Origin of the sequence: Sulfobacillus thermosulfidooxidans DSM 9293 (assembly GCF_900176145.1) — a bacterium.
In the GTDB taxonomy this organism is placed as follows: Bacteria; Bacillota; Sulfobacillia; order Sulfobacillales; family Sulfobacillaceae; genus Sulfobacillus; species Sulfobacillus thermosulfidooxidans.
The window spans coordinates 2,638,283-2,650,235 of the sequence record NZ_FWWY01000001.1 but is presented as its reverse complement, the minus strand read 5'-3'; the positions used below and the strand labels follow the sequence as shown (position 1 = coordinate 2,650,235).

Sequence of the window (11,953 nt, the reverse complement as noted above, 5' to 3'; positions counted from 1 at the left end):
AAGCATCCCACCTATTTCAAAAAAACACCTTGGTCTCGCCATAGAATAAAACATCCAGGTAACAACATTCTTGTGAAGGTTTTGTTGACAAAAACCCTCTCATGCCTTATGCCAGATTTAATATTGTAATCCATGATGCTTTTTTCTCGACTAAGAGCCAAGCCCACAGTCCCGATGAAAGGCGGAGCATGCATGTTTTTACGAGAAGTACAATTTCAGAACTGGCCGCAAGAGGCGGATACCTATCCGTTTAATCTTTTGGCGTTTCAAGGTTGATCCGTTATCTCTTTTCGAACCGCTGTGACATTCTTCGTCGGCGAAAATGGCTCGGGCAAATCGACGCTTCTTGAGGCTATTGCTCAGGGCGCTGGATTTAATCCCGAAGGAGGAAACCGTAATCATAATTTTTCGACCGCCAACACCGAATCGTCCTTACATCAATACATCCGCCTGTCATGGTTGCCCAAAGTTACCAACGGGTTCTTTTTGCGCGCCGAAAGTTTTTTCAATTTTTCTTCCTATATTGATACCATAGCCGAAGAGGACAGGAGCAGCAATGTCTATGAAGCCTATGGCGGCAAATCCCTTCATCACCAATCCCACGGCGAATCATTTCTATCCCTGTTTACCCACCGCTTTCAAGGGCGTAAACGGGCTCTATATCTGCTCGACGAACCGGAAGCCGCTTTATCACCGGCAAGACAACTGGCCCTATTGCGAATTCTTTGGGATCATGAACACTCAGGACGATCGCAGTTCATTATTGCCACGCATTCTCCCATCCTATTAGGCTATCCTCATGCCACGATCTTCAATTTTGATCAAGCTCCCCTTGCTCCGATTCGCTACGAAGACACGGATCATTTCATCGTCACCAAAGAGTTTTTAACGCATCGCGAGCGCATTCTTGAAGAATTGTTCAAAGAAAATAAAGACTAACCATACGGAGCAATATCTTGCCGTCTCAAGCGTCATTGCACTAAAACCCCAAGGCTCAGTTTGCTTCGCTGTTGACATCAAACTCCTATGGCATAGTCTGCTCCTCGCACTCATTGACAAATCTTAGTAAGGATTCGAACAACCGCCCTACATCCCACGCCATTTCGTCCAAGTTTCTATGAGAATAGAACATTTCCAATAATATTCACGAAAATTCTTGTACGTCTCATCCCGCCTCATCGACACGGTTTATTTCTTGGTGAGAATCACCGCGTCTAGTTTATGATGATAAGCGTATCTGTCTTTCACAGTCATAAGACGACTTCATATACCATTCCTCAATCACCCGGTCTAAGGCTTGTGAACACGCAAGCACTTGCGGGTCCGTCAACATGTCAGAATCTGATGCGACGTCCAATAATTGTTGTCGAAGAGCTGCAATTCGCCGCAAAATTTGCTGGCATTCAGTTGCTGTCACAGATTTTCTTCCTCCTTATTTTCAAATTGTACCGCAGCCTTATGGAGAAATTTGTCAATTGATGCTTGGCCACGACAAGATGTCGGGATTTTAACCTCATTTCAACCTCAATACCCTATGAAAATACTTTCTCCATGGCTTTCATCCCGAACGTGACGAGCCCCTACCCGTTGAACAACCATTACTAACCGATAAGAGAATGTTCGTCATCAGTTTCAACAGGAGATGACAAACACAAGACGCTCCCTAAATGTAGGAAACGTCTTGTTCTCAGATGTTTTCGACCGGATTCTATGAGGGACTGGTTGCTGGGCTGGGACTCATGGCGGCACTGGGACTAGTTGATGACGTTCCGGCGCTCAAACTTGCCGTTAACGACTGGACTTGTGTTGTCGCTTGCGTCAAGGCCGTCAATTCGGCTTGAAACAAGGCGATCACTTGGGAGAGGGTCTGAGAGCTTGAGTGAGAACCGACAGATGCCGACGCACTTTGGGCCGTTTTCTCGCTTTTGACCGTTTGGGCGAGGGTCGTGTTAATGCTTTGGAGTTGGGTTAAGGCCGTCTGAATGGACGTTTTTCCTCCCGCTAAATCTCCTGACAACACCTTAACATACGCCCCAATGGCTGCCACGTAATTTTGGCGTGCGCTTTGAATTTTATCTTGTAGCGTTCGCATTTCTTTAACATCGGCTAGCACGGCTTGAGATGGTCCTCGCTGTGGGGACGACATAGCAGCATGTTGTTGAGCCTGACTCGGCAGCGATGTCGCTTGACTCGGTAGAGAGGACGCTTGACTTGGTCGATTTGACGAAGGTGGCGACCCTTGTCCATGCGAGGACGGCGGCGAAGACCGTGAGGAATCATTAGACGGCGTCGATGAACCCTGGCTTCCGGGTACTCCGGATGGGCTTGATGACGGCATATTGCTATGGCTAGACATTGTCGTCGCCGTTTGGGAAGGCGCACCATAAGACGTGTGAGTCGGACTATTTCTCGAACTATGACCCGCAGCCATCGCCGGTACGGTGGCGATGAGCGATACCGCCAAGGCCGCGGCTAAAGGAGTTATTTTCATAAATCTCACCCCAACTTAAGGATTTTGTAACTGCTCAAGCAACTGATTTAGTTGATTCACCGCACTCTGTAATTTTTCGGATTCTGTTGCGGGCACTGCATGAGATGTCGAAAGCCGCACGGTTAAATGACCTTGTGTCTTTTGTACCACAATATGTACCGCATGCTGTTCTCCAGATGCCTGGGCAGAAGGTACTTTAGGGGCTTGTGTGGCGGGGTGCGCCTGGCTACTGAAGGCGGAACCACATCCACTCAAGATTAGGGACAACACCATCATTCCGCCCCCCAACCACTTGAATCGCACCATAGGCTATCTCCTTATCATCTATTTGAAGCATCTTGCTCATAGGTGACTAAATTCGACAGCATTATCTACTCTCCTTTTTTTGATGCCAGGTTTTTGACGCCTGAGTGGACCGGGGCTGATCACAACGCCTGATAAAATGGAAATAATGCTCTCGTCGCCTTGGAAGATCTCTCGTCCGATCTCGTTATGGATGACATCGGCTTTGGATCATTTCTCAAGCATCAAGCTTTGTTCTTTGTGGGAGACAGTACGGTCACTTACCGTTCCAGGCGGGATTGTGAAGAAAGTCATGGGAGTCATGATAGACATCTTGCCGTTGTCCTATTTGTTCATCCAGCAGGGATTTTGTCCGATTACCGCACCCAACGCGCCATTGTCCTCTAGACGAATGGAGTACAAGCAACGTGGTAAAGGTTTTTCGAGAACTTCTGCACACGTCACACAAGGCTTTGTATTCACTTTTTGTCATTCCTTTGATTCGGGTATTCGGTGTCAAGTCGATTTTCCATCACCGTCTTGCGATTGCCATCAGCGACTGAATGGCTAACGCACAGCCCTTAGGATTTTCCACGAACATATCGTGGCCTGCATTGGCAATCAGACGAATGGGAACCGGTGACGATAACGCCTGTTGGACTTGTCTTGATCCCCGGCTACGTTCGCCAATCAGGGTACCTATCGCTTGTTGAATAAATGTCTTTTCAACGTCAAATTCCTTTAAGTCGAGTAATGCTTGCGATGCCCGGTACATGGCCATCGGCGAGGCCTGCCGTAAGGTCTGAACATAATGACGCAAGGATTGCGACGCAGTATCTTGACCGAAAAGATCCTGGAAAAATTCGTGAAAATGCTGGATATATTCGGGTTCTGGTAAACCATCAGCCCGAGCCGAAATCGAGGAACGTTTTAAACCGCGACTCGGCAGCAAATTCGCTTCAGCAATAATGAGTCGATCGATGCGTTCAGGTGCCACGACTGCTAAGGCCAAGGCGATATCGCCACCCATGCTATGTCCCACGACTGACACCCGGGAGAGATCCATCTGCTCCATCAATTCGACCAAGTTCTTTGCGTAATCCAACAAGGAGTAAGAAAATGCAGGGGGCTTCGCACTTTCCCCAAAACCCAGCAAATCCGGCATAATAAGCTGCCATTTTGGCATAAAGGGCACAATCCCGGCAAATGTAGTACGGGCACTCCCCAAGCCGTGCAATAGCAGCAAGACCTGATCGCTTTGGCCATACACATCCACCATAATAGCACCCTGTGGGGTTTCGATACGCATTAGGGTCCCCCTCGCTCTCTTCCTATTCCCACAGACGCCGTTACGGGCCAGAGATGTTTATTCCATCAAGCGGCTGTCACAAATTTCCATCTTAGCTGTAATCAGCCTATCATAAATCTTTTCTGTGCACAGGAAGAATGGCTCAAAAGCACAAGAATTCCACGTTTTGCTCTCAAAAGAGATTGAAATAGATCCAGCTAGTCGCCATCATTTTTCTTCTAAACATCTGAATCTGAAGCCGTGCCATGATGAGATGGCCGGCGCTTCCACAGGGTAAGAATAACGGCGATACTAACCCAAATTGTACTAAACCAAAAATTAATCGGTGCTAGAGTATTTAATAAAAAAGCCTCTAAGGTTTCGGGATTCAAACTCAGTCGCATGACCAAAATGGCGGCAGCCGCAATGACAAGCGCAATCACCCATGGATTGAGACCACCGGGTCTTTTTTTCCATACATGTTCAATCAGGAGAGACTGATGCCAAACATGCCAAGCAATAAAACCAATAAAACTCACGGTCCAAATAATTGCAACACCCAGTCCAATCTCTGTGATAAAAAAATTGGACAGATCAATATTCTCAAACACAAAGACGATTGGCCAGGTCGCATGGGCTACACCCTCAGGGCCAAGGGTCATCACGGCCAGACTATATAACAGGACTAAAAGAAAAATTTGAATCACCACGGTCCATAACGTGGTCGGCATCACCTTAGCGGGAAATCGGTCCCGCACCAAACCCACGGCTGTCGCCAACGGTAGGATCGGAACCCAAAAATAAGTACCCGAGACCGTGGCATCATAGACATTGCCCCATTGAATCGGGACATGCGGGCGTAGGGCATTAGGGAATTGCACATTTTCGAAACCTAATCCCACTGTAATCAGGGTTAACAGAGTCAAGCCAGGAATCGTTAAGGTAAACAACCGAATCACGGAAATGGGGGGGCGTGTGCCCAACCAAAAAATATACCCCATTAAAATGACACCTAATGCCCAGGCACGGTGCCCAGGAATCACCACCGTGGTCAAAACCGTAATATACAAAGCCCCAATGGCGGCAATATAGGTCATGGTTAATATTCCAGCAATCCCGGCAATCAAGACACCCCAAAATCTCCCGCTGGTCCGTTCGAGTTTTTGATAGGCGGTTTTCCCAGGCGTCACAGAAGCCCAATAGGCCACACCTCCCAAAATGAAGAGTCCCCATAAGCCCGTGAGGACCAAAGCTAATATCCCATTAGAACCAGCGATAAGGCAAAGACTCCGTGGCCAAACGTAAACCCCTCCGGCGACATAGCTGGCAATCAAAACGGTGGCATACTCAAAAGTCCCCATGGGTTCGAGACCACTGCGCAATTTTACCCGGTGCGCGCGGTAGGCGTGATGCGGCAATGAACCGTCACCTCCAAGGGGGGGATCTGAGACGACGTGGCTTGAGACGTCCACACCTCTTGATTTATCACGCCAAAGGGATCGGCATGATGCTTTTGTGCCCACTGGTACAGCTGCAAAATATGGTGCAGCACTAACCGTTCAGCTTCCTGATTTAACCGTTGTTCCCGCCCACTTCGTCCCATGGCCTCCCAATGTCCATTCAGGGTGAGATTCCACTTTGCCATGACTTGACGGTGCACACGGGTAAGCTGACGACTCGAGGATAAGCGAAGGCTTTCGGCAAACCCGTTTTCCTTGCCACTAGGTAGCATCAACGCACCTTTTTCATATTTTCCCATGGCCATGGCCCAATCAATCGTCTGGCTCTGGCTACACTTGATGATCTGACATGGGGTTAACCATACCGAGCGACTGATCCTCAGGGTTCTGCCATGAACCACACTCAAGGGAATCACAGCAGTATGGCTAGGGACTAATAGATCGTCCCATACCTGCCACACGCGGGTTTCAAGCTGCACGGGATGGCAAACATGGCAACTAAAATAATTCGATAGGAACACCGTGGGCACAACTTCTTCCGGAGGCGAGGTTTTAAGGACTGCCTTGGCCGAGGGCGACGCCATCGTAACCCAGGCCCGGGGCGGAAATTCCCCGGTATTAATCAGAAGATGCATCAAATGCACCACATCAGATGCGGAAAACTCCACGTTTACAGCCACAAATTGGACATCGCCCAAATAGACATAACGGTCAGTTAAGGCACTGACATCCTCGACCGCTTGCATTAAACTGGGGGCCTTAGCTTGCAGCACATAAAATTCCTCAGACGGTTTAATACTGGACTCACTACTTGGCGTAATTGTGGGATTAGGAAACATAAAGCTCCAGGTATATTGCCCAGCAGGACCGGGATCTACCGCGAGGGCTAAGACAATGCCGGTTTGACTAATGCCGGCCACCGTGCCACATCCAGGCAACAACATCATCCCCATTCCCATCACCAAAACTTTCCACCACAACCGGATTTTCATCGCGCTTTGACTTGATGGCGTTTGAGCCGAGGTTGCATACTTTTGCCCTGCAGCGGATAGCGCCAGACAAAACGCAGAGGACGCACCGCGGTTAATCGCCGTTTCCAAAGAGCAAGAGGTAAGCGTACAATGCTATCTTTAAGATCACGCCAGTTGATGGGAATTCCAGGCGACAGGTAGGGTACGCCAAATGATACCATACTGTCTAGCTCCACAATTAATGCCAATGATACCCATAGCACGCCAAATAATCCCCAAAGCTGGGAAGCCGCTAACAAGAGAAAATTGACAAGGCGCCATGTTCCGACTAATTCATAGCTGGGCACCGAGTAAAAGCTGAGCGCCGTAATGGTCATAATGACGATAATTTGATTACTCACAAATCCTGCCTTCACAATCGCAGTGCCCACCACAATCGCGCCCATCGTTCCAAGCACGGTGGATAGCGCTTTAGGTAAGCGAAGCGCTGCCTCCCGGATAATCTCTATCACAAAAATCATAACCACGGCTTCTAAAATGGGGGGAAAAGGCAATCCAATATGACTGCCCATGATGGTGGTCAAGAGCTGGTAGGGTACCAAGTTTTGATTTGTCGTTGTGAACACAATATAGAGGCTGGGAAAATATAGGGTGACAAAAAACCCTGCCATACGAATAAAACGCACAAACGACGCATCATACCATGACGAATTGTAATCCATCGGCGTTTTATAAAAATCCCACATCGTCGCCGGAAGAATCATCACAAACGGATCGCCGTCGACTAATACCGCCACTTTGCCTTGTTCTAGAGCCCAGACCACAAAATCCACGTGTTCGCTATAGCGCAAGGTCGGAAAAATACTGTAAGGATGGTCCCGGATGAGACTGCCAATTTGGGTAGCATTAGGCACAGCATCAATGCGGATGCGCCTTAAGCGGTACAAGACCGTTTCCAATAACCCAGGATTCACGACACCCCGTAAGGCCGCGACAATGACCTGATGATGATCGAGATGTCCCAATTGAATCGCTTGAAAGCTCAGCCGGCTATCTCGCAGGCGGCGACGAATCTGATTCATTTGTGTTAGGACCACTTCATTAAAAGCTTCTTGCGGCCCGCGAATGGACGCTTCCGTTTCCGGTCGTCCAATAGAGCGCTGCATATATTTGACCGTATCAATAATCCATGCATAGGCAGATCCTTCAGGAACCAGGATCGTATTACCAGATAATAACTTGGGCCAAATTTTGTCCCACCGCGATTCCTGGCTCACATGTCCCGTATGCAAAGACTGTTGATTCCACGATGATGCGGGTACCTTAGTTTTCAATAAGGGAGCAATAATATCTTGATCGACCATGGTGGTATCCACCAGACCATCAATATATGCGATCAAAACCCGTTCTCCCCGCGCCGTTTGGATAATCCGGGATATGAAGTCAGGACTCTTCAGTAATTGCGTTTGTAAATATTTTTCCACTGCAGTAATATCTTTGCCAATGCCATCTGGCTTGAGAGGATTCCAGGCATTAATCTCCGCGAGCAGGCGGTCCGCGGCTTGTTGGATATGTTGCACCGCTTTAACATGCGTGGGGTCGATAGTGCCTCAACCTCCTACCCCTTGAATGGTCGTCAGTGTTCGATACATGAATCTTTTCCAATCTCTGGCCGATTTATGCTGCTTGCTTGGTAACTCGCCCTTTCTTTACCTATCAGGCATTAGGCACGCAGTCATTCGTGCGCGTTTTTCTCTGTCAAGAAGACAGAAGATTTGCCATGAATCATGTTCGAACATGCCCATACAACTGTCCGTCAGATCGTGTGTTCTGTCATCAAACCGCTATACTAAAAGCAGCGAGAGAGCTTTTTGGAGGTCCGAATCCGGGAAGGGAGTGTGAGAATATGGATAAAGAGTCATTGCGTTATCAATTAACCCCCTTGCAATTTGAAGTCACCCAACATGCAGCGACGGAGCCCCCATTTCACAATGCCTATTGGGACAATCATGAAGAGGGAATTTATGTGGATATCATTTCAGGAGTTCCGCTATTTTCATCCCGAGACAAATTTGATAGCGGATGTGGTTGGCCTAGTTTTACCCGGCCTCTCAATCCGCAAGAAATTGAGGAAAAGAAAGATTTCAGTCACGGCATGATTCGCACCGAGGTACGCAGTCACACGGCCAATTCACATTTAGGACACGTTTTTAATGATGGGTCACCGGAAAAGGGCGGCTTACGCTACTGCATCAATTCTGCCGCCCTACGTTTCATACCCAAAGCCGATATGGAAAAAGAAGGATACGGGGCCTATCTTTATCTTTTTGACGAGCCAGATCGTGGGTAATGGGCGTGCTGTTTCCGAACAAATAATGGGAATCCAAGCCGTCTTATGCTGTATTTTAGAGATTTTGAGCCCGCTCAAGTGATAGGGTAACGAGGTAAGCTAATGCTCAAACCCTCATTGCCCTATCATTGATCAAGAGCCATTAATGTCGCGCCACCCATCTATCCGGTGAATCCATTGTCCGGATTTCGGTAGGAAAGACTTCGCTGGGCATCCAGTAGGCCGAGCGCGCCCTCGCCGAAACAAAAGAAAGATCATCGATCAGGGCCGGTCATACTCATGGCGACTAACACGTGAGGCCAAAACAATCCCAAAGAGATACATCACGAGAACTCCGGTAGCAAAAAGCGACTTTCAAGCACCCTCTTCCGCCCTAACAATGCCGCCACCCTAATATCGTGCTCAGCAAAAAGGTGAGCGACAGGGCATGGGACGAGGACGCGTAACCCGTGATGTCGTGACGATCCCAATGGAGTGCCCAAAGCACTGGGGCAAGTCAACCAGAAGCTTTGTCAAGCTTCGCTCTTGAGAGCGGCGTGATGGACCATCACCCCTGTCACCGATTAAAAGCGATGTTTGCCTGTTCCTAAAGATGTAGTGAGGCTTTGCAATAAACGCGAAATGTCTGATGACCTCCGAAGGTGGATGATGTGGGTCCCCCGCTGCTGTCTTTCTCGCAACTGGTCGAGGATTCGGGGCCGCTGATCATGGGGAAATTGCCAGATATAGCGCAAAAATTCACCATCAAACCGTTCCTCGCACCCCTCAGCCATATCGTCTCGAGTATGACCATAATGCTGTTTGATGCGCTTTAAGACCCGCCATAAACAAACGTAACGAGAAAAATCAAGAAAGATTACCGTGTCGGCCACCTGAAGACGGATATCCAGTGTCTTTCCATAATTGCCATCGATAATCCATGCATCACGCTGGACAAGGTCTTCTTGGATTGAGATCCATTCCTCAAGAGACGGCTCCACCCAGTTGGGTCGAAAATATAAGCGGTCCAAATGAATGACAGGAAGTCCTGTGATAACGCCCAACTGCTGGGCAAGGGTTGATTTGCCAGCCCCTGGTGATCCTATCACAAGCACTTTTCGCATAAGGTGTAGAGTTACGCGGAACCTCGGTTTAGACCGAGGGGAGCGCCGCTTCCTCCTTTCGTGGTTTGAATCAAGACGGTTGAGATACGCTCTAACACTGTAAGGTGGACCCCATTGTCCAGACAAAATTTTTGGCCCTTAAGTGTGAGATTGTTCCCCCTTTTTTGGTGTATTTTGATGGAACAGTCAGTGAAAGCGTCAGCATACGTAGGAGCTGGGCACTTGTCCTGAGCTCAGCCCATCCGGCTGTGCCAAATTGCTCAAACGGCACTTCCGCCGTGTTAACGGTGGAAAACCCGGATAGTACGTTCGGCAGGCGTGCGATACCCTAACGCTTGATGTAGACACTGAAGGCTGTAAAAGTGAACGTAGCGATTCAAGCCTTGGCGCTCTTCTTGCGGAGAGGCATAATCGTTTAATTAGACTTCCTCGTACTTCACGGAATCGCCACAGTCGCTCGATAAAGATATTGCCATGGGGAATTAAAAGCGTCAACAATCTCAGCATGTTATTAGCTATATAATCATTGACAAACGTGGCACTGGCGAAAAGACATGGAAACATGGTTCGTTAAGGGCATCCTCGATTCGGATATCCTCGGAAACTATGACATGGAGCATGGTTGGCCAAAAGCGGGCGATCCTTATTACCGCAGATTGGATGAGATAGTGATTCTAATCGATCGGATGGTTCTCGATGCAAGCGATGCTATGGATTTCGAGGGTATCATAGCGCATGCGCCATGTCGAAAAGTTCAGATTGTTAACTCTGAAAAGTTCACATAACGACGAGCTTTCTATAACCCTTTTCATGGAAAACTTTATATATACATATATACACCTTTCGACTCCACGAGGCACCGCGGGCTCCGAACCGTCTAGTGTCTACCTTAGGAACCTTAAACAATGTCTTTAACTTAGGTCCCATCTATAAATTGAATTGTGCTCATTCAAATTACGTTCAAGAATTTTAAGATACTGCTTATCTCCTGGCAAAGAAATAGTAGATGCTTCAAATTGCTGTAACGCCCAATCTCGTTGGCCTAAATACATACCTCGAGTCGGATGAACAACAGTCTTTAAACGTTCGTGGTCTACGCGAAACGTGATTAATCCGTTATCGAATGCCCAATGATGGAGTCGACACAGAGGAATCCCATTTTCAATGGTATCTTGACCGCCATATTCAACGGGAACGATATGTGCGACCTCGATTCCACTAGAAAGCGATGGTTCCCTAAGGGTGCTGAAATTACACGCTGCACATTGTTTGCCTAAAACATTTAAAACACGGTTTCTAAAAGATGCAGCTCTAATGGCTCGTAATACGAATTTAGTTGTTCTTTGAGATACTAGATCATCCTTGTCCATTACACACGATTCACTCAATATTTCTTCCATTAACTCCTCAGGTGTCATAGCCATACGGCTCTCGTTAACCCTAAAAAAGAGTCCTGATGGAAAAAAATTCGGTTTGTAGCCTATATAACGTAATAACCGACTATATTGAAGGTCGATCGGAAAGACTTGCCCAACCACAACGAGGGGAAATCTTGGCTCGCCCCAAATGCTCTTGCTAAGATCAAACGCCTGCTCTTCTATACCGATGGTGTAATCAACAATTTGGAAAGCAAATCGGATTTTACTTTCCCATGTTTGTGTGTCGGGAATTTTATTCAACGAGCCAATGAGGAATATCCAATCCCCCTCATTTAATTGGTCAAAAATTGGCTTAGCTCCTGCTGGGACGCCCCATATGTTAGTTTCGTCTCCTATATTCTTTAGGCCATTACGAAAAGTTGATTTATATAGTTTTGTCTTTTGCGAGGGAACTTGATTTTCAATGCTCTTAGGAAAATCACGATTAGCGCCGTCTTTTCCTACATGATGAATAAAGATATTCACAAATTGTCTCCTATCGAATATTCTTTATGGGAAATATTAGAAAACTACAATTATTATAGCAGAAACTTGTCCATGCGAATCCAATAGCCTAAAAATGTCCGTTT

Annotated in this window: 12 protein-coding genes and 1 pseudogene; 3 read left to right on the top strand and 10 right to left on the bottom strand. The window is 47.6% G+C overall.

Annotated elements, in window-relative coordinates:
• Positions 1-282 precede the first annotated feature (282 nt).
• Positions 283-939 carry an AAA family ATPase gene (locus B8987_RS13055; protein ID WP_242823930.1) on the top strand — a complete coding sequence of 219 codons (657 nt, stop codon included), beginning with the start codon at positions 283-285 and terminating at the stop codon, positions 937-939.
• A 280-nt stretch (positions 940-1,219) separates the two neighbouring features.
• Here the strand turns inward: B8987_RS13055 and B8987_RS13050 are convergent, their stop codons facing one another.
• The 3 genes from B8987_RS13050 to B8987_RS13040 form a co-directional block, all read right to left on the bottom strand.
• Positions 1,220-1,417 (bottom strand): aspartyl-phosphate phosphatase Spo0E family protein, encoded by a 198-nt coding sequence (locus tag B8987_RS13050; RefSeq protein ID WP_020373744.1) that lies wholly within the window; start codon positions 1,415-1,417, stop codon positions 1,220-1,222.
• A gap of 291 nt (positions 1,418-1,708) precedes the next feature.
• Positions 1,709-2,491 (bottom strand): hypothetical protein, encoded by a 783-nt coding sequence (locus B8987_RS19420; RefSeq protein ID WP_020373743.1) that lies wholly within the window; start codon positions 2,489-2,491, stop codon positions 1,709-1,711.
• Between the two features lie 15 nt (positions 2,492-2,506).
• A complete protein-coding gene (locus tag B8987_RS13040; RefSeq protein ID WP_020373742.1) occupies positions 2,507-2,797 on the bottom strand; it encodes a hypothetical protein in 291 nt (96 codons plus the stop codon).
• A 159-nt stretch (positions 2,798-2,956) separates the two neighbouring features.
• On the opposite strand from B8987_RS13040, the gene B8987_RS13035 reads away from it, so the two are divergent.
• The gene (locus B8987_RS13035; RefSeq protein ID WP_139793557.1) at positions 2,957-3,181 is read left to right on the top strand and encodes a hypothetical protein; all 225 of its coding nucleotides are present in this window, start codon (positions 2,957-2,959) and stop codon (positions 3,179-3,181) included.
• A 124-nt stretch (positions 3,182-3,305) separates the two neighbouring features.
• On the opposite strand, the gene B8987_RS13030 is transcribed toward B8987_RS13035, so the two are convergent.
• From B8987_RS13030 to B8987_RS13015, 4 genes are all read right to left on the bottom strand, one after another.
• On the bottom strand, positions 3,306-4,082 hold the full coding sequence (locus tag B8987_RS13030) for an alpha/beta fold hydrolase (RefSeq protein WP_020373740.1): 777 nt from the start codon (positions 4,080-4,082) through the stop codon (positions 3,306-3,308).
• Between the two features lie 218 nt (positions 4,083-4,300).
• Entirely contained in the window at positions 4,301-5,479 is a 1,179-nt protein-coding gene (locus B8987_RS13025) for a GerAB/ArcD/ProY family transporter (RefSeq protein ID WP_020373739.1), read from the bottom strand.
• Positions 5,446-6,513, bottom strand: coding sequence for a Ger(x)C family spore germination protein (locus B8987_RS13020; RefSeq protein WP_026040523.1), 1,068 nt, complete (start codon positions 6,511-6,513; stop codon positions 5,446-5,448). The genes B8987_RS13025 and B8987_RS13020 overlap by 34 nt, the downstream gene beginning before the upstream one ends.
• Positions 6,510-8,072, bottom strand: coding sequence for a spore germination protein (locus tag B8987_RS13015; RefSeq protein ID WP_020373737.1), 1,563 nt, complete (start codon positions 8,070-8,072; stop codon positions 6,510-6,512). Before B8987_RS13015 ends, B8987_RS13020 begins: the two co-directional genes overlap by 4 nt.
• A gap of 326 nt (positions 8,073-8,398) precedes the next feature.
• Here B8987_RS13015 and msrB point away from each other — a divergent pair, with 326 nt between their 5' ends.
• On the top strand, positions 8,399-8,842 hold the full coding sequence (gene msrB, locus B8987_RS13010; RefSeq protein ID WP_020373736.1) for a peptide-methionine (R)-S-oxide reductase MsrB: 444 nt from the start codon (positions 8,399-8,401) through the stop codon (positions 8,840-8,842).
• 563 nt (positions 8,843-9,405) lie between these two features.
• On the opposite strand, the gene B8987_RS13005 is transcribed toward msrB, so the two are convergent.
• The 3 genes and pseudogenes from B8987_RS13005 to B8987_RS19875 all read right to left on the bottom strand — a co-directional run bounded on the left by B8987_RS13005 (position 9,406) and on the right by B8987_RS19875 (position 11,849).
• Positions 9,406-9,945, bottom strand: coding sequence for a DNA topology modulation protein (locus tag B8987_RS13005; RefSeq protein WP_020373735.1), 540 nt, complete (start codon positions 9,943-9,945; stop codon positions 9,406-9,408).
• Between the two features lie 281 nt (positions 9,946-10,226).
• A pseudogene (locus tag B8987_RS20035) lies at positions 10,227-10,416 on the bottom strand (integrase core domain-containing protein); the annotation flags it as partial.
• 440 nt (positions 10,417-10,856) lie between these two features.
• Complete coding sequence (locus tag B8987_RS19875) at positions 10,857-11,849, bottom strand: HNH endonuclease (protein WP_020373733.1); 993 nt, start codon at positions 11,847-11,849, stop codon at positions 10,857-10,859.
• Between the last annotated feature and the right edge of the window lie 104 nt (positions 11,850-11,953).